The following is a 17,908-nucleotide window of genomic DNA, read 5'->3' on the forward strand; positions in this document are numbered from 1 at the left end:
GTGCGAGCCGGTCTGCTTTACGCTCGGTCTCTATGCCTGCGGCGAGGGCCGGGTTGACGCCCGAGCAAATCAGCGCGATCGACGCGGCACACCTGTGGCACCCGTACAGCACCATCGGCGGCGAGGCGGTGGCGCCCGTGGTGGCCGTCGCGGCCCACGGCACCCGGCTGACCCTGATCCGTGACGGCCGGCGGATCGAGGCGCTCGACGCGATGAGCTCCTGGTGGACCGCGATCCACGGGCACGGCCACCCGGAGCTGGACGCGGCGCTGGCCGCCCAGCTGGCCACCATGAACCATGTCATGTTCGGCGGGCTGACGCACGAGCCCGCGGCCCGGCTGGCGCAGCTGCTGGTGGACATCACGCCGGCGGGCCTGGACACCGTTTTCTTCAGCGACTCCGGATCGGTGTCGGTGGAGGTCGCGGTGAAGATGGCCCTGCAGTACTGGCGCGCCCGGGACCGACCGGGCAAGCACCGGCTGATGACCTGGCGGGGCGGGTACCACGGCGACACCTTCACCCCGATGAGCGTGTGCGACCCGGAGGGAGGCATGCACTCGCTGTGGACCGACATCCTGGCCCGACAGGTGTTCGCCCCCCAGGTGCCGCGCGAGTACGACCCCGCCTACACCGCGGCGTTCGAGGAGCAACTGGCAAAACACGCCGCCGAGCTGGCGGCCGTCATCGTCGAGCCCGTCGTGCAGGGGGCCGGCGGGATGCGCTTTCACGACGCCCGGTACCTGCGCGACCTTCGCGAAGTGTGCCGCCGGCACGACGTGCTGCTCGTGTTCGACGAGATCGCCACCGGCTTCGGGCGCACCGGTGAGCTGTTCGCCGCCGACCACGCCGGGGTGAGCCCGGACATCATGTGCGTCGGCAAGGCGCTGACCGGCGGCTACCTCAGCCTCGCCGCCACGCTGTGCACGACGGACATCGCGAGGGCCATCAGCTCGGGGGAGGCCGGCGCGTTGATGCACGGGCCCACGTTCATGGCCAACCCGCTGGCCTGCGCGGTGTCGGTGGCCAGCGTTGAGCTGCTGCTCGGCCAGGACTGGCGGGCGCGGGTGGCGGGGATTTCGGCGGGGCTGGCCGCCGGGCTCGAGCCGGCGCGCGCGCTGCCCGGTGTCACCGACGTGCGGGTGTGCGGCGCCATCGGTGTGATCGAATGCGCCCGGCCGGTGGACCTGGCCGTCGCCACGCCCGCCGCGCTGGACCATGGCGTCTGGCTGCGCCCGTTTCGCAGCCTCGTATACGCGATGCCGCCGTACATCTGCTCGGGCGACGAGATCGCGCAGATCACCTCCGCGATGGTCGAGGTCGCGCGGCTCGCCGGCTGAGCCGGCCGTCCGCCGCCGCCGGTGGCTCAGCGAATTCTCAGCAGATTCTTCGACCGCGGCTAGCTCGGCTCAAAGGATCCACAAAGCCGTAAACCCCAGACTTATGCCCATGACAGCTGAGTCGCTCTGCGCGAACCTGATCGAACGCTACCTGTCCACCTCCGGGCTGCAGTTCCTGAAGGGTGAACACGACGGCGAATACTTCTGTGTCGTCAACGCCGATTCCGGGCGGCTCCATGTCCACCTCGAGGTTTCCCCGTCGTTCGGCGACATGCTGAGCGTTGGCGTCAACCCCGGGCGGTTCTTCCCCGGTCGCGATCGCGCCCGGCTGACCCGCTTTGCCGACACTTGGAACCGGCGGCACCGCGGAGTAACGGCGATTGTTCGCGGTTCCGCGGATTCGGAGCGCATTGGCCTGGTGGCCCGCCGATCCCAGTGGATGCCGGAAGGCATCCCGTTCGAGCGGTTCGCTTCGTTCGTCGACCGCACCATCGCGGAGGCCGTCGATCTGTTTGCTGCGGCGGCCGTGGTTGTCGAGTTGGACTCGTCGGCCCAGCCGGTGCTGCGCGACGCGAGCTGAGATTTCGGCGGGAGGGCCGAGCCCGACCGCGCCTAATCCCGCCCAGCCGGCGGGGTCCGCGGAGCCGGACCGTCGATGATGAAGTTGAGGCGGATCAAAGCCAACCTGGACGGTTTCGGGAGCGGCTCCATCCGCGCGACCCGCTCCGGGCGCAGTGAACCCGAGGACCGCACGGTTTTGGGGGGTTTTCGAGCACGTCGGCAGCGGCACTTCCAGCCGGTTTGCACTGCCGCCAGTTTTTGTTTTATGCGTTCAGCCGAAGCTGCCCCACGTCGTTGTACTTGTGTGTAATCTCCGTGACGGGCATGACCCAGTCGTGCTTGTCGCTTTGCCGCTGGGTCGCCAGTGACCGGCTGGAGGATAGATATGTCGTACGTGAGCACGGTGCCGGAGATGATGGCCGCGGCGGCCGCTGACGTGGCTGCCATTGGTTCGACGGTCAACGCGGCCCACCTGACGGCAGCGGCCTCGACCGTCGGGGTGATACCCCCGGGCGCCGATCAGGTATCGGCGGCTATCGCACAGGTGTTCTCCGGAGCCGCCCAGGAGTTTCAGGGGCTGCTCGGGAAGGCCACGGCCTTCGGTGCGCAGTTCGCGCAGCAGCTGCACGCGGGCGCCGGCTCCTACTCGGCCGCCGAGGCCGTCAACGCCGCGTCGGTGATGCCGAGTGCGGAATCAATCGTCGACATCGTTAACGGCCTGGCCGCGCCGTACATCAATCAGATCAACACCGTGGTCAGTACGGTCACGTACCTCATGCAAAAACTTCAGAGCGCAATCACGCTCGCCTTCCTGGTGCCCTATGAGGCATTGGTATTGACGTATCTGACGCTGGCTCTCTTGATCGGTGCGATACAACTGCTGGAGGGCTTCCTCGGCATATCGATTCCGGTTCCCTAATTAGTTTCGATATTTAGGCCTGCTCCAGGCCGCCGGCTACGCGGCGCCGTCGAATCGGACGCCGACCTAGACGGACAACTTCGGGAAATCGACCGTGACCGCGTCGTCGTTGTTGGCGGGCGGATCCTCCCGCAGCAGCAGGGACCGCACCAGCGGACGCGGCCCCACATCGCGAAGCATGTAACTGGCCGGGCGCGGGCGCACCGTCTGTGGCCACCAGAACCAGCGTCCGAGCAGGGCGGCGATGGACGGTGTCATGAACGAGCGCACGACCAGGGTGTCGAACATCAGGCCCAGGCCGATGGTGGTGCCGACCTGGCCGATGATGCGCAGATCGCTGAACATCATCGAGGCCATGGTGAAGGCGAACACCAGGCCCGCGTTCGTCACCACTTTGCCGGTTCCGCCCATCGCGCGGATGATGCCGGTGTTAATGCCGCCCGCGATTTCCTCTTTCATCCGTGATACGAGAAGCAGGTTGTAGTCGGACCCGACGGCCAAAAGGACGATCACCGACATCGGCAGCACCATCCAGTGCAACTTGATGCCGAGAATGTACTGCCAGATGAGCACCGACAGCCCGAAGGATGCGCCCAATGAGAGCAGCACGGTCCCGACGATAACGAGGGCGGCCACAAAACTTCGTGTGAGAACGAGCATGATGACGAAAATGAGGCAAAGCGCTCCAACCAGCGCGACCCATAGGTCGTATTTCGAGCCGTCGCGGAAGTCTTTGTAGGTCGATGCGGTGCCGGCGAGAGAGACCTTGGCGCCCTCCAGGGGGGTCGTCTTGAGCGCCTCCTCGGCCGCCGATCTGATCCGATCGATCCGCGCGATGCCCTCGGGCGTCGCGGGATCGCCGTGATGCAAAATGATGAACCGGGCCGCCTTCCCGTCGGGGGAGACGAAGGAGGTCATGGCGCGCTGGAAGTCCGCGTTCTGGAAGATTTCCTGAGGCAGATAGAAAGAATCATCGTTGTGGGCGTCGTCGAAGGCCTGCCCCATGGCGGTGGCGTTCTGGCTCGTGTCGTCCATCTGGCCCAAGAACCCCGACGTGGTGCTGTGGTTCGTCAGCAGGACGGTACGCGTACCCTCCAGGATCGCGATCATCGGCGGAATCCCCGCAAGTATTTGCGGCAGCAGCTCGACGATTTTCTCCGCATCATGCAGGATATGGTGGCTTTTTTCGGCAAGCGCATCGAGACCGTCGAGCGAATCGAATATGCTTCTCAGGGCAAAGCAAACAGGAATATCGTAGCAGTGCTTTTCCCAGTAGAAGTAACTTCGAATTGGCCTGAAGAAATCCTCGAAATCCGAAAAATGAACTTCCGTATCATCGATGATGGCAATCATTTCTTTTGTGACGCCCACCGTGTGCTGGGCAATCGTGGTGAGCCGCTCCTGCAAGCTGTACAGGCGCTTCATCACCGCAATCTGTTGGGACAGGATGTCGGCCTGCTTGAGAAGGTCGTTCATAGTTTTTTTGATGAATGTTACGTTCTGTTGCATGGCCGCATTTTGCATGCTGATCAAAAAGGGTATGGAAGTGTGCTCAATCGGTGTCCCCTCGGGCCGGGTTATGCCCTGAACCCGAGAAATGCCCGGGACCCGAAAGATCGCCTTGGCTAGTTTGTGCAACACGAGAAAATCGGCCGGATTGCGCATATCGTGATCCGCCTGGATCATCAGGATATCGGGCATCAGGCGCGATTGGGAGAAATGGCGGTTTGCAGCCGCATACCCCACATTGGCCGGCAGGTCTTTGGGAAGATAGGACTTGTCGTCGTAGCTTGTTTTGTAGCCGGGCAACGTCACCAGGCCGATCAGTGCGATCGCCAATGTCGCGGCGAAAATGGGGGCGGGCCAGCGGACGATCGCCGTGCCGACCCCTCGCCACCGGCGTTGCGCGAGCCTGCGCTTGGGGTCGCACAGCCCGAAGCGACTCCCGATGGTCAGAACGCCGGGGACCAGCGTGATGGCGATCGCGACCGCGACGAGCATGCCCACGGCGCACGGCACCCCGATGGTCTGGAAGATCGGCATTCGGGTGAAGCTCAGGCACAACATCGCTCCGGCGATCGTCAATCCGGAGCCCAAGACGACCGGAGTGACCCCGCGGTAGGTGGTGTAGTAGGCCGTTTCGGGGTCTTCGCCGGCCTGCCGGGCCTCTTGATAGCGGCCGAAGAAGAAGATCCCGTAGTCGGTTCCGGCCGCCATCGAGAGCGTCACCAGCAAATTAATGGCGAATGTCGAGAGCACGACAACGTTGTTGTCGGCGAGAAACGCGATGATTCCTCTGGCCGCGCCGACTTCGATCCCGACCCCGATCGACACCAGAACCGCGGTGGTGACCGACCGGTAGACGACCAGCAACACGACGAAAATGATTACGGCGCCTATCAAGGCCATCTTCAGCAGTGATGCGTCGCCGCTGCGCTGCATGTCCGGAATGAGCGCCGCCGGGCCGGTCAGATCCACTTCGACGCCTGGGGGAGGCGGTGTCTGCTTGACGATGTTCCGGACCGCCGTGACGGAGTCCTTCGCCAGGGTGGTGCCCTGGTCGCCGGCCAGGTTCAGTTGGACGTATGCGGCCTTGCCGTCGGGGCTTTCCACGCCCGCCGCCGTGAGGCGATCGCCCCACAAATCCTGCACGTTTTGGACATGCCGCGGGTCATTCCGTAACGCGCGAACCAATTTCCGGTAATACGTGTGGGCGTCGTCCCCGAGGGGTTGCTGGCCCTCGAGGACGATCATGGCAAAGCTGTCGGAATCGGATTCCTTGAACGCCTTGCCCATGCTCGTCATGGCCCGCACCGACGGCGCGTCTTGAGGGGCCAGTGGTACGGAGTGCTCCTCGCCGACCTGCTCCAGCGGAGGAACGGCAAAAGTCACGGTGAGCGTCAATGCCACCCACGCCAGAATGATGAACGGTGACAGCCTGCGGATCGTTCGCGCCACGAAGGGCGGCCGGGGGGGTTCGGTGCTCATGGGGCCCTCAACGGCCAGGCGGCAGCGGCGCCCATGCCGTGCACCTCGAAGCGGCAGCCACTGCTTGCGCTAACGCCTGGTGCCACGGTGCTCTCCACGGTTGCCGATCTTTGTTCTGAACATGAAATCCGCCACTGCCGCCGCTATCTCAGCAACAAGGCGCGTACCAATGGGCGGGGCCCGGTGGGCCGAAGTAAGGAACTTGCGGGCCGGGGACGCACCTTTTGCGGCCACCAGAACCAGCGCCCCAGCAGCGCGGCGATGGACGGCGTCATGAATGCGCGCACGACCAGCGTGTCGAACAGCAAACCCAAACCGATCGTCGTGCCCACCTGACCGATGACGCGGAGGTCGCTGACCAGCATGGACGCCATGGTGAAAGCGAACACCAGCCCCGCGTTCGTCACGACTTTGCCGGTGCCGCCCATGGCGCGAATGATGCCGGTGTTGATGCCGGCGCCTATTTCCTCTTTGATCCGGGCGACCAGCAGCAGGTTGTAGTCAGACCCGACCGCCAAAAGGACGATCACTGACATCACGAGCACCGACCAGTGAATTGGTACGCCGAGCAAATCCTGCCACGCGAAAACGGAGAGCCCGAAGGACGCGCCCAGCGACAGCAATACCGTACCGACGATGACCAGAGCGGCGACAAAACTTCGGGTCATGATCAGCATCACGATGAAGATCAGGCAGAGCGCCGCGACCCCGGCGATCATCAGATCGTATGTGGACCCCTGCACCACGTCCCGCACACCCGCCGCGGTGCCGGAGAGGTAGATCCTCGATGCCTCCAGAGGGGTTCCCTTGAGCGCTTCCTCGGCCGCGCTTTTAATCGGATCGACCCGGGAAATGCCCTCGGGCGACGCCGGATCGCCTTTCTGCAAAATGAGCATGCGGACGGCCTTACCGTCCGGTGACAAGAAAATCTTCATGATTCGCTGGAAGTCTTTGTTCTTCAGAGCTTCCGGCGGCAAGTAGAAGGAATCATCGTTTTGGGCGGCGTCAAACGCCCTACCCATGCCGCTCGCACTACTGTTATCGTCGCCCATGTTTCCGAGGACCCCGGACATGGTGCTGTGCATGGTCAGCAGCATGGTCCGCGAGCTCTCCATGATGGCGATCATCTCGGGGAACTGGGCGACTACCTGCGGCAGGAGCACGTCGATCTGACCGAGGTCTGTCACGACATCGCCCAACTTATCGGTGACCGCGTCAACACCGTCAAGAGCGTCGAATACGCTTCTCAGCGAAAAGCAAACGGGAATATCGTAGCAATGCTTTTCCCAATAGAAGTAACTGCGGATCGGCCTGAGGAAATCCTCGAAATCCGAAATATGAACTCGCAGTTCGTTCGTGAGAGCCTGTATGTCACGCGTGGTGACGACCATGTCGTGTGTCGTGGCGACCATCTGCTGCGTCAGGCCATAGAGGTGCCGGGTGATATTGATCGCTTCGGTCAACATGTCGGCCTGCTTGAGCATGTCTTTCATACGTGCTTTCTGAAAAAACAGGAATTGCTGCTGGCCGGCGGCTTGCATGCTGAGCAAGTACGGAAGCGTCGTGTGCTTGATCGGAGTCCCTTCGGGCCGGGTTACGGCCTGCACCGACGAAATGCCCGGCACGGCGAGGACGGCCTTGGCCAGTTTCTCCAACACCAGAAAATCGGCCGGATTGCGCAGATCGTGGTCAGTTTCGACCAAGAGGATTTCGGGCGTCATCATTGCCGACGGGGGAAAATGTCGCGCCGCGGCCTCATAGCCCAAATTGGCGGGGATATCTTTCGGTATGTACTTCTGGTCGTTGTAGCTGGGTTTGTAGCCAGGCAACGTCAACAGCCCGACAAGCGTGACCGCCAAGGTGGCGACGAGAATGGGCGCCGGCCATCGAACGATCGCCGTGCCCACCCGCCGCCACGCGCGGGGGTTGATTTTCCGCTTGGGCTCGAAAAGGCCGAAACGGCTCCCGACGGTAAGAACCGCCGGAATCAGCGTGATCGCTACCGCGACGGCGACCAATACGCCCACCGCGCAGGGGACGGCCAGCACGTAGAAAGAGGGCAGCCGCGTAAAGATCAGGCAGAAAAGCGCTCCGGCGATAGTCAAACCGGAGGCCACGACGACCTTGGCAACCCCGTGATAGGTGGTGTAGTACGCCGTTTCCCTGTCCGCGCCGGCCTGACGCGCCTCCTGATACCGGCCCACGAAAAATATCCCGTAGTCAGTTCCGGCCGCGATCACGAGGGATACCAGCAGATTGACGGCGAAGGTGGTGAGACCGATGCCCCCGTTATGGCCAATAAATGCCACAATTCCCCGCGCCACTTGCAATTCGATCCCGACCACCAACAACAGCAGAATTGCGGTCATGGCCGAACGGTAGACGAGAAGCAACGTAATGAAGATTACGGCGATGCTCACCAAGGTGATCGTCGCGACCGTCCTGTCACCGCTGTGGCTCATATCCGCATTGATGGCCGCCGGCCCGGTGACATACACCTTGAGCCCCGGCGGTGCCGGCGTCCGCGCGACGATGCGCTGAACGGCCGCGATCGATTCGTTGCCCGCGGTCTGGCTCTTGTTACCGGCGAGAAGCACCTGAACGTATGCGGCCTTACCGTCGACGCTTTGCGCGGCGCGTCTGGTCAGTTCGTCGCCCCAGAAATCCTGGACGTATGCCACGTGCTTCTGATCGCCTTTTAATTGAGAAATCAATCGGTCGTAGTACTTGTGGGCATCGTCGCCGAGGGGCTGCTGACCCTCCAAAACGATCGCCGCCACGCCGGCGGAATTTGATTCATCGGCCCGGCCGGACGGGTCAGCGCCCTTGAAGTCCTCGTTCATCCGCTGTGCCGCCGTGACGGACGGCGCATCGGTGGGATTCAAGGATGCCGAATGCTCGGCCTCAACCTGTTCCAATGAAGGGACGCCGACAATAAGGAAGCCGATGATCCCCAGCCACGCCAAGATGATGGGCACCGAAAGTCGGCGGATGGTCCGCGCCACCAATGGTCGACTGGCGGGTGGCTGTTGGTCGGTCATGCGGCGTTGAACGTGCAGGTGGTAAAGGCGCTTACTTCGTGCGCGGTCTTCTCGGTTTTGACCACGCCGTCCAGGATGATGCGGCAGCCGATGCTGTCACTGTCGCCCTGCGCCGCGACACTTCTCATGCCCGTCGCCGCGGTGATCGCGAATTCGTATGACCACGGCAGCCGTGCGTCCTCGACATGCTGCGGATCGCCATTGGCGCCGAAATAGCTGATCAAGGCCACGGTTCCGGGCGGCCCGAAGACCTCGTACCTCAGGTGCTGGGGGTTGTAGGGTTTGTTGTCGACTCTGGTGTCGGCGTACGACAGAGTCTTCTCAGAGCCGAACAGGCCATGCAGTCGTGACACCGTCAATCCCCCGACGGCGATCACGACGAGGACGACCACCGGGATCCACAGCCGCCTCAGAAGCCGAAGAATCACGGATCCCGAGTTTCGGCGGTTCGTCCCGGATCCAACTTGTGCCCGAGGCGAAGTCGGGGGTTGGCGGGGGCGTCGCAGACGAATACGGCGGGGACTGGGCCGTTGTTCAGCGTCTCGGCCGCTGTCGACGGGGACATCGGGCCACGCCGGCTCAACATCGTGCACACTGCCCCAGACCACCGCACCACCCTAGCTGACACGAGTTTAATTACGGGTCCACACCATACTGGTGGCCCACAGCGTCCGACCAGGATTTAAGGAACTTCTCAGGGTGGTGCGCGGAGGGGCGCTCGGTCATTACCTCGCGATCCGTGCGGCGCAGCCTCGGAGCGGCTGACTTGGTGATGGTTGCGGATGTCGCCGCTGTTGGGGCTATGCTGCTGGGCGGCTGAGCCGGGAATGCCGTCTGCCGCTTTCATTTCGCGGAACGCGCACGGAAGTGAAGGGCCAGGACCACGCTGATGAAATTTGTGCTGGCGTTCTATGGAACTCGCGGCGATGTGGAGCCTGGCATCGCCGTCGGCCGTGAGTTGATGCGCCGCGGGCACGACGTGTGCATGGCCGTCCCGCCCGACCTGGTCAGCTTCGCCGAGTCGGTTGGGCTCGCGGCGATCGCTTACGGACCGGACATGCAGGCGTGGTTGGAATCGACGCGCAACTTCTGGGCGCGATTCTTCCGCAACTTCTGGAATATCCAGCAGGCGAAGAAATTGCTGCGCGAAGCGCGGGAGCCCGGTACCCAGCGCTGGGCGCAGATGAGCATCACGCTGACCGAGCTGGCGGAGGGGGCCGACCTATTACTCACCGGCATGAGTTACCAGGAGCTCGCGGTCAACGTCGCGGAGTATCGCGACATTCCCTTGGCCACGCTGCTGTGGTTTCCGATAAGGGTGAACGGCCAGCTGTTTCCGGGCCTGCCGGCTCCATTGGTCCGCTCGGCGATGGCGGCCTACGAGTGGTTGGTGTGGCGGGGAGTGAAGAAGGTCCAGGACGCACAGCGCTGGCAACTGGGCCTTCCGGAGGTGAAAAGTCCTGCCCCCCACCGCATTGCGGAACGAGGGGCGCTGGAGATCCAGGCCTACGACGAGGTGTGCTTCCCCGGGCTGGCGTCCGAGTGGGCGAAATGGAATCGTCGGAAGCCGCCGCAGCGGCCCTTCGTCGGCACGCTGACGATGGAGTTGGCGACGGGCGCCGACGACGACGTCGCTTCGTGGATCGCCGCGGGCACGCCGCCAATTTGCTTCGGGTTCGGCAGCATACCGGTCGAATCTCCGGCCGACACGCTTTCCATGATCAGCGCCGCCTGTGCGCAACTGGGCGAGCGAGCACTGGTCTGCGCCGGTTGGACCGATTTCGGCAATGCCGCCCACTCCGACCACGTCAAAGTGGTGGGCGCGGTGAATTACGCGGCGATCTTTCCCGCCTGCCGGGCCGTCGTCCACCACGGAGGCGCGGGCACCACGGCCGCGGGCCTGCGTGCCGGCGTTCCCACGTTGATCCTGTGGATGGCAGACGTTCAGCTGATTTGGGGAATCGCGATCAAACGGCTGAAAGTGGGTACCGCGCGGCGCTTTTCGAGCGCTACCGAGAAATCGCTGGCCGCAGATCTGCGTCGCATCCTGGCCCCGCAATATGCGGCCCGGGCCCGCGAAATCGCCACTCGGATGGGCAGACCCGCCGAGAGCGTTGCGGCCGCCGCCGATCTTGTGGAAGATTTCGTGCGCCTCGAGCGTGTTGGCTGATCCGCGCTCGGACTTGTCAACGCCCCAGCCGCTGCTCAGGCGGCGAAATGCACTTGGTTGACGTGCTCGGCTACCCGCAGGGCGTTGGCCGCCACGGTCAAGCTGGGGTTCAAACCGGCGCTGGAGGGAAAGAACGACGCGTCGACGACGTAGAGGTTGTCGACTTCGTGGGCCCGGTTTTGGGGATCGAGCACGCTGGTTGCGGGATCGGTTCCGAAGCGGCACGTCCCGCACACATGGCCCAGGGTCGAGTTGTTGGCGCCGGTCCGCAGTGTGAGCGTGCGGAACGGCTTCAACACCTCTTTTATCTGCCGGATGAACACCGCGCGGCGGTCGATCTCGTTGGGGCGTAGCCGGTAGTGAAGCCGCAGTCGTTGGCGGCCGTCGAGGCTGGGCCGGTCGTAGGGCAGGACGCGGTTATCCAGATACGGCAGGTCTTCCATCATCGGGGCCAGCACCAGCCCACCGTTGAAGAAGCGATCGTAGATCGGTCGCACCGCCGGGCTCATCATGCGCAGCACCTTCGGCTGCCAACCGGGCTGGTTGGTGAACATGTCCATGGACGCCAAATTCGCCATCGCGCCGGCCGACTGCAACGTGCCGTATTTCTGGCCCTCCCAGAAATAGAAGTCGTTGAGCCCGATCTCCTTGTTTTCGGCCGTGATCTTGCAGCCGGGTTCTGTCCAGACCTCGACCCAATCCATCAGGTGGCGCATCAGGTTGCGGCCCACGTAGTCCGAGCCGTTGGCCAGTCCGCGTGGCCAGTCGCCCGAACGGGAGTTGAGGAGCAGCACCGGGGTGGCCAGCGCGCCGGCGGCCAGCACCACCACCTTGGCTTTGAGGGCCAGCATGTCGGAGTGGTGCTGGGCGATCACCTGGGTGACCTGGGTGCGGTCGGCTTCGAGGCGCAGCACCCGGCATTCGGCCAGCAGGTGGGCGCCGTGCTCGGCGATGGCGGGTTGCACGCCGTTGCGGGCGGCGTCGTTTTTGCATGACTGCGGGCAAAGATGGGCCTGGCAGGTGGCGCAGTCGTCGGTGTATTCGCAGGCCATCGGCAGGTGGTAGGGGTGCAGTCCGCGCTGGGCCAGGTGGTTGACCAGTGGTTGGTTGTCGGCCGAGAACGGCGGTGCCGGGGGCAAGTTGACGTGAGCTGCCTCGGGGCGCAGCGGGTCGGGCGCGCCGCGTACCCCGAGCAGTTTTTCGGCCCGGGCGTACCAGGGGCTGAGCTGGTCGTAGGTGATGGGCCAGGCGTCGGGGACGGTGGAGGCGCCGGGGTCGCGGAAGTTTTGCCGGGGGTTGAAGTCTTGGGCGAAGAACCGTTCGCAGACCATGCCGTAGAGGGCCGAGGAGCCGCCGGTGCCGGCGCCGATGTACGGCACGAACCGTTTGGGAAAGCGCCCGCTGATGTCTTCGATCTCGTCGGTGCTGCGCCCGGCGCGGGCCAAGACGTCGTAGTAGGTCTTCGCGGAGCGGGCTGCCATCGGTTCAGCCAGTTCGGGCATGGCCGCGCGGATCGTGCCCGGTGTGCCGGGCAGCGTCGAGCGTCCTTTTTCGACGAACAACACCCGCCGGCCCGCGCGGGCCAGCGAGTAGCCCAGCATGCCACCGCCCATGCCGGTGCCCACGACGATCACGTCCCAGAGCACGCGTTCGGCCTCGCGCGCACTCAGTTCGCGGTCAGCCAATCGAGCTCCTCAGCCGATGATGGGCCCAAAACGCGACTGGCCTGGGCGAATCGGGATCGTACCATCCGACATGGCGGTCGGACCGGTTGAAATTACCGACCTGTCGCGTAGCCCGCCGCACGTCGCCGGCCAGACCGATCGCCCGCTCCGAAGGCGTGTTTTCGCCGATTGGTATCGGATCCTGTTCAATTCCCAAAATTTTCCCCGATCCCAATTAGACGTGTGTACTGTAAACGAAGTCCTGAAGCGCTACGTCGTGGCAACGGTCGTGCTGGTAATCGGAGCCGCATATGTCTCCCTATGTGATCGCAACGCCGGAGGTCTTGGCCGCGGCGTCGTCCGACTTGGCCGGTATTCGGGAGGCGATCATTGCCGCCGCCGCGGGGGCGGCACCTGCGACGACGGGGCTGGTGCCCGCGGCGCAGGATGAAATCTCGCAGGCGGTTTCGAGACTGTTCGGCGCCTACGCGCAGGAACATCAGGCGCTCAGCGCGCAGGCGGCGCTGTTTCATCAGCAATTCATCAACGCCGTGCGTGGCGGCGCGGCGCAGTACGCGGCCGCGGAAGCAGCCAACGCCAACCCGTTGCAGGGCCTGTTGGACACGATTAATGGGGAAGTCCAGGCGTTGACCGGGCGTCCGCTGGTCGGCAACGGCGCCAACGGCGCCAACGCGACGACCCCGGGGGGCGCGGGCGAGGCCGGCGGCAACGGCGGGTGGCTTATCGGCAACGGTGGCAACGGTGGCAACGGCGCTGATGGGCCCAACGGCGGTGCCGGTGGGCGAGGCGGGTTTGCCGGCCTCTGGGGCCAAGGTGGTAACGGCGGGTCCGGCGGTAACGCGACTGTCGCAGGCGGGAACGGCCAAGGGGACGGCGACGGGGGCACCGGCGTGCCAGGGCTTCCCGCATGACCCGCGACACCGCGGGCGCCGGCACCGGCGCCGGCCGACGCACCCGCGCCCCCGAAGCCGCCGTAAGCCTGCTTGCCGCCGGTGCCGCCCGCCCCACCGTTACCGCCGTTACCGCCGTTACCGCCATACGTGTGACCCGAGCCCCAACCGCGCCTGCAGTACTGCCGGGTGGCAGATACTCATGAATTGCTGCGTCCCAGAGCTTTCCGCGATCTCGCGCAGCGAGTTGGCCGCATGTCTTGACGTTTCCAGCCCATCCTTGCGCCTGTCACGTCAGCATGGGAGTTACCCTCTACTTCGCCTCACCGGGAAATACGTGCAGGAGTTGGGTAGCAGCACCGACATGATTACACCGCCAGCGGCGACGGGCGCTCGAGCCGGAGAGGTCACCGCAATACCGGAGCAACCCGTTTCTGTTCAACACGTGTCGACTGACAGGTATCGTCTGTTTCGTGATCGAGCTTGATGGCGTGGCGAAGACGTTCGACGGAACGATACAGGCCTTGCACGAGGTGAGCTTTTTCGTTCCGACGGGGTCGATCTGCGCTTTGCTCGGTCATAACGGCGCCGGTAAGACGACGGCGATCAAGATCCTGTCAACATTGCTGCAGCCCACTGCCGGCCAAGCAATCGTGGCTGGGCACGACGTCGTCCGCGAGCCGGCGCAGGTACGCGCAAGCATCGGCAGCATCGGCCAGTGGGCCGCGCTCGATCTTGAGCTCACCGGCCGGGAAAATCTGGTGTTGTTTGGCCGGCTGCGGGGATTGCGGCGCAAACATGCGCGGCTGCGAGCCGACGCCTTGATCCATCAATTCGATATGTCGCACGCCGCCGACCGGCCGGTGCGAACGTATTCGGGTGGCATGCGACGTCGCATCGATATCGCCGCCGGCCTGGTCGTTCTGCCCAAAGTGCTTTTCCTTGACGAACCGACAACCGGGCTGGACCCCCGTAGTCGCCGCGAGGTGTGGGACTTGGTGTCGTCGTTGTCGAGCCAGGGCGTCACAATCCTGCTCACGACGCAGTACCTAGAGGAAGCCGACGTGCTCAGCGATTCGATCGTCGTTCTGAACAATGGTCGAATTGTCGCGAGCGGAACCGCCGAAGATCTCAAGCGACGCGTGGGATTGGGCTACTGCACGGTGAGTCCGGTAAATCCGGCCGATCTCCCCAAGGTGTTGGCCGCGGTCGGCGATCTCGACGGCGCCGAAGCCGATTACGACGCGAACACCGTCTCGGTGCGCTCGCCCGATGGTGTCGCGACGCTCGGTGAGGTGTTTCGCCGGGTGGACCGGCTTGGTGTTGAGCTCGCCGACATAGCGCTTCGTAAGCCGTCGCTGGACGAGGCGTTTTTGCATCTCACCGGGGACGTGACCACGACGTGACCGCGCTGGCTGCGTTGACCGAGCGCGTGGTGCGCGTCGCAATGCGCGACGATTTGCCGTTTGCGGTTCTGTCGCCCGCCGCTAGCTTGGTGGTCTTCAACTTCATGCTGAACAATGTCATCGACACCGGTGGGATGAGCTACCCGCAGTATGTGCTGCCGGTCGTCATCGTCCAGGTGATATTCCTGGGTGCGCTGACGACCGTCGACCGGGCCGCCCGCGACGAGCGCGGCGACTTCGGAGATCGGCTTCGCACGCTTCCCATATCCACGGTGACACCGATGATGGCCCGCATGGTGTATTGCCTCTTCCGAGGGACTCTCGCTCTGCTGGCCGCGATCGCAGTCGGGTACGCGTTCGGCTTCAGGCTGTTCGGCGGATTCGGCTACGCGGCGGGATTTGCCATCCTCACCCTCACGCTGACCTTGGCACTATCGCTGGCGGCCGACGCCGCGGGGGTCCTTTCCGAAACGAAGCGGGGCAGGACCGGGAGTAGCGGAGGGCTCTCGCAGTTGCTTCTGGTGCCCCAAATGCTGCTGGTCATGCTGTCCACCGGAATGGCGCCCGTCGACTCGTTCCCCAACTGGCTGCATTCATTCGTGCGTGACCAGCCTGTTTCGCAGCTGACGCAAACCCTGCGTGGGTTCGCCGGCGGCCACGTGGTGGTCGGCAATTTGATGGCCAGCTTGGCATGGTGCCTCGCGTTGCTCCTGGTATTCGGTGCGATCGCGATGCGGGTACAGAGGCGGAAGCAATGACAGTCGGCGCACCGTCGCGGAACTCACTGGCCACCGAAAGTCTGGTGTTTGCCGGCCGGGCCCTCACCGAGTGGCGGCGCCAGCCGGCGGTGCTGATTCAGGCCCTGGTGTTTCCGACCTTTCTACTGATTACCTACAAGCTGCTGGTCGGTAAATCGATAATGAAGATCACCGGCACGGACAGTCTCTACGGCTTGGTGCCGATGTGCGCCGTGGCGGGTGCGATGTTCGGATCGCTCATCGCCGCACGCACCATTCCCTTTGAACGCGACACCGGAATGATCGGCCGATTGTGGGTGCTGCCCGTCCACCGGGCCAGCGCACTGACTGGCAGGTTGCTCGCAGAGGTTGTCCGCACACTGGTGAGCACCGCATTGATCACCGCAGTCGGCGTTGGCCTCGGGCTCCGTTTCAAAGGCGGCTGGCTTGCCGTAATCCCGTTCCTCTTCGTGCCCGCGTTGATAGCCATCGTTTTCTCGCTGGCGGTCATAGCGATCGCGATACGGTCCAAGACCGGCGCTGTGCTCTCCTGGCTGGCGGTCCCAGCCATCGGCTCGGTGTTTTCCAGTTCCGGCGTTGTTCCCGCTCAAAATCTGCCCTCGGCGGTGCGGCTACAAATGCACCTCCAGCCGATGTGGCCGACGATTGAGTCCATGCGGGCACTTGCTCATGGCGATGCCGCGTGGTGGCCGCTCTTGCTGACCGTGGTGTGGGTTCTGGGTCTGGGCGCAGTGATCGGACCACTGGCCGTCCGCGGCTATCGCGCGGCAGCCGAATCCCCGTGCTGATGCTTTTGCCACGCGCCGTCATCCAACGCACGTACGACAACGGAAAGGCTGTTGCGCAATGAAAGTTGTGCTGGCAAGTTATGGAACTCGCGGCGATGTCGAGCCCTGCGTTGCCATCGGCCGTGAATTGGTGCGCAGGGGACACGACATTCGCATAGCCGTCACTCCTGACCAGGTTGGCTTCGCCGAAGCGGCTGGGCTTGCGGCGGTCGCTTTCGGGCCGGATTTCAAGTACTACAATGACACGCAACGAAACCTGTTGCCCGCGACCAATTTCCGCATACTCTTGAACATCCCGCGTCTCATCAGGTTATCGCGCGAAGCAGAGGCGCTCCTTGAGCAGACCTGGAGGCAGACGAGCGCGACGCTGACGCCCCTGGTGGAGGGGGCCGACCTGTTGGTCACCTATCAGCTTCTCGAGGAATCCGCGCTCAACATCGCGGAGTATTACGGGATCCCGTTGGCCACCGTGCATGTCACCCCGAGGCGGCCCAACCACCAGATCCGCTCCGCCACAGCGCTAAACGAGTGGCGGCACTACTGGGGCATGTTTAAGAAGCTCGACAACGCGCAGCGCCGTGAACTTGGCTTACCGAAGGCAACGACTCCGTCGTCGCGACGCATCGCTGAACGCGGATCGCTCGAAATTCAGGCTTACGACGAGGCGTGTTTTCCGGGACTAGCGACAGAGTGGGCGAAGTGGGATAGGCAACGCCCCTTTATCGGCGCGCTGACGCTGGCACTGGCGACGGAGGCCGATGACGCCGTGACATCATGGATCTCCGCGGGAGCACCGCCAATTTTCTTCGGGTTTGGCGGCACACCGGTCGAATCTCCGGCCGAAACGATCGCCATGATCGCCGCGGCGTGCGAGCAGTTAGGTGAGCGGGCACTGGTTTGCGCCGCGACGTCCGATTTCGGCAACGTCCCGCAGTTCGAGCATGTGAAGGTCGTGGAAGCTATGAATTACGCGACGATTTTTCCGGCCTGTCGCGCGGCCGTGCACCATGGTGGCGCGGGCACCACGGCAGCGAGCCTGCGCGCCGGACTCCCTACGTTGATTCTCTGGACCTGGCTTGATCAAGCCGCCTGGGGAACTCAGGTCACAAGACTCAAGGTGGGTGCCGCTCGGCGTTTTTCAACCGCCACCAAGGAATCGCTGGTCGCGGACCTGGGCCAGATTCTTGCCCCCGAATACGCCGCACAAGCCCGCAAGTTATCCCGGCAGCTGACTAAACCGACTGAAAGCGTCGCCAACTCTGCGGATCTGTTGGAAAAATTCGTCCCCTTGAACTGTTTGCGCTAATTGGCGAAGGTAGGCCATCGGTTGGTCGGCGGATGATTCTCGCAGTCCGCTACAGCTAT

The 17,908-nt window shown here is 63.8% G+C and carries 13 protein-coding genes; 9 read left to right on the forward strand and 4 right to left on the reverse strand.

What is annotated here, in order from left to right; genetic code table 11:
• Window positions 1–32 precede the first annotated feature (32 nt).
• From A5673_RS08945 to A5673_RS08955, 3 genes are all read left to right on the forward strand, one after another.
• Window positions 33–1,337: an adenosylmethionine--8-amino-7-oxononanoate transaminase gene (locus A5673_RS08945; protein ID WP_068230074.1), complete on the forward strand. Its 1,305-nt coding sequence runs from the start codon at window positions 33–35 to the stop codon at window positions 1,335–1,337.
• 109 nt (window positions 1,338–1,446) lie between these two features.
• On the forward strand, window positions 1,447–1,917 hold the full coding sequence (locus tag A5673_RS08950; protein ID WP_068230161.1) for a hypothetical protein: 471 nt from the start codon (window positions 1,447–1,449) through the stop codon (window positions 1,915–1,917).
• 375 nt (window positions 1,918–2,292) lie between these two features.
• Window positions 2,293–2,817, forward strand: coding sequence for a PE family protein (locus tag A5673_RS08955; protein WP_197518335.1), 525 nt, complete (start codon window positions 2,293–2,295; stop codon window positions 2,815–2,817).
• A gap of 66 nt (window positions 2,818–2,883) precedes the next feature.
• Here A5673_RS08955 and A5673_RS08960 read toward each other — a convergent pair whose 3' ends face one another.
• The 3 genes from A5673_RS08960 to A5673_RS08970 form a co-directional block, all read right to left on the reverse strand.
• Window positions 2,884–5,805 carry an RND family transporter gene (locus A5673_RS08960; protein ID WP_068230085.1) on the reverse strand — a complete coding sequence of 974 codons (2,922 nt, stop codon included), beginning with the start codon at window positions 5,803–5,805 and terminating at the stop codon, window positions 2,884–2,886.
• A gap of 143 nt (window positions 5,806–5,948) precedes the next feature.
• A complete protein-coding gene (locus A5673_RS08965) occupies window positions 5,949–8,846 on the reverse strand; it encodes an RND family transporter (RefSeq protein WP_068230091.1) in 2,898 nt (965 codons plus the stop codon).
• Window positions 8,843–9,259 carry an MmpS family transport accessory protein gene (locus A5673_RS08970; RefSeq protein WP_068230164.1) on the reverse strand — a complete coding sequence of 139 codons (417 nt, stop codon included), beginning with the start codon at window positions 9,257–9,259 and terminating at the stop codon, window positions 8,843–8,845. The genes A5673_RS08965 and A5673_RS08970 overlap by 4 nt, the downstream gene beginning before the upstream one ends.
• A gap of 476 nt (window positions 9,260–9,735) precedes the next feature.
• On the opposite strand from A5673_RS08970, the gene A5673_RS08975 reads away from it, so the two are divergent.
• Window positions 9,736–11,016, forward strand: coding sequence for a glycosyltransferase (locus A5673_RS08975; protein WP_068230094.1), 1,281 nt, complete (start codon window positions 9,736–9,738; stop codon window positions 11,014–11,016).
• Window positions 11,017–11,051: 35 nt separating this feature from the next.
• On the opposite strand, the gene A5673_RS08980 is transcribed toward A5673_RS08975, so the two are convergent.
• Complete coding sequence (locus A5673_RS08980; RefSeq protein WP_068230097.1) at window positions 11,052–12,701, reverse strand: GMC oxidoreductase; 1,650 nt, start codon at window positions 12,699–12,701, stop codon at window positions 11,052–11,054.
• A gap of 290 nt (window positions 12,702–12,991) precedes the next feature.
• On the opposite strand from A5673_RS08980, the gene A5673_RS30420 reads away from it, so the two are divergent.
• From A5673_RS30420 to A5673_RS09005, 5 genes are all read left to right on the forward strand, one after another.
• Window positions 12,992–13,612: a PE family protein gene (locus tag A5673_RS30420; protein ID WP_082958628.1), complete on the forward strand. Its 621-nt coding sequence runs from the start codon at window positions 12,992–12,994 to the stop codon at window positions 13,610–13,612.
• Window positions 13,613–14,064: 452 nt separating this feature from the next.
• Window positions 14,065–14,997: a daunorubicin/doxorubicin resistance ABC transporter ATP-binding protein DrrA gene (locus A5673_RS08990; RefSeq protein WP_068230103.1), complete on the forward strand. Its 933-nt coding sequence runs from the start codon at window positions 14,065–14,067 to the stop codon at window positions 14,995–14,997.
• A complete protein-coding gene (locus A5673_RS29935) occupies window positions 14,994–15,755 on the forward strand; it encodes an ABC transporter permease (protein ID WP_068230106.1) in 762 nt (253 codons plus the stop codon). The genes A5673_RS08990 and A5673_RS29935 overlap by 4 nt, the downstream gene beginning before the upstream one ends.
• Complete coding sequence (locus A5673_RS29940; RefSeq protein ID WP_068230109.1) at window positions 15,752–16,543, forward strand: ABC transporter permease; 792 nt, start codon at window positions 15,752–15,754, stop codon at window positions 16,541–16,543. Before A5673_RS29935 ends, A5673_RS29940 begins: the two co-directional genes overlap by 4 nt.
• A 58-nt stretch (window positions 16,544–16,601) precedes the next feature.
• Window positions 16,602–17,849, forward strand: coding sequence for a glycosyltransferase (locus A5673_RS09005; RefSeq protein WP_068230112.1), 1,248 nt, complete (start codon window positions 16,602–16,604; stop codon window positions 17,847–17,849).
• Window positions 17,850–17,908 lie beyond the last annotated feature (59 nt).

The organism is Mycobacterium sp. E3198 (assembly GCF_001667015.1).
Classification (GTDB): Bacteria; Actinomycetota; Actinomycetes; order Mycobacteriales; family Mycobacteriaceae; genus Mycobacterium.

What these genes read in the sequence shown, in the direction of transcription:
- A5673_RS08945 (WP_068230074.1), top strand. Translation starts at nt 33, where the DNA reads ATGCCTGCGGCGAGGGCCGGGTTGACGCCCGAGCAAATCAGCGCGATC.
- A5673_RS08950 (WP_068230161.1), top strand. Translation starts at nt 1,447, where the DNA reads ATGACAGCTGAGTCGCTCTGCGCGAACCTGATCGAACGCTACCTGTCC.
- A5673_RS08960 (WP_068230085.1), bottom strand. Translation starts at nt 5,805, where the DNA reads ATGAGCACCGAACCCCCCCGGCCGCCCTTCGTGGCGCGAACGATCCGC.
- A5673_RS08965 (WP_068230091.1), bottom strand. Translation starts at nt 8,846, where the DNA reads ATGACCGACCAACAGCCACCCGCCAGTCGACCATTGGTGGCGCGGACC.
- A5673_RS08975 (WP_068230094.1), top strand. Translation starts at nt 9,736, where the DNA reads ATGAAATTTGTGCTGGCGTTCTATGGAACTCGCGGCGATGTGGAGCCT.
- A5673_RS30420 (WP_082958628.1), top strand. Translation starts at nt 12,992, where the DNA reads ATGTCTCCCTATGTGATCGCAACGCCGGAGGTCTTGGCCGCGGCGTCG.
- A5673_RS29940 (WP_068230109.1), top strand. Translation starts at nt 15,752, where the DNA reads ATGACAGTCGGCGCACCGTCGCGGAACTCACTGGCCACCGAAAGTCTG.
- A5673_RS09005 (WP_068230112.1), top strand. Translation starts at nt 16,602, where the DNA reads ATGAAAGTTGTGCTGGCAAGTTATGGAACTCGCGGCGATGTCGAGCCC.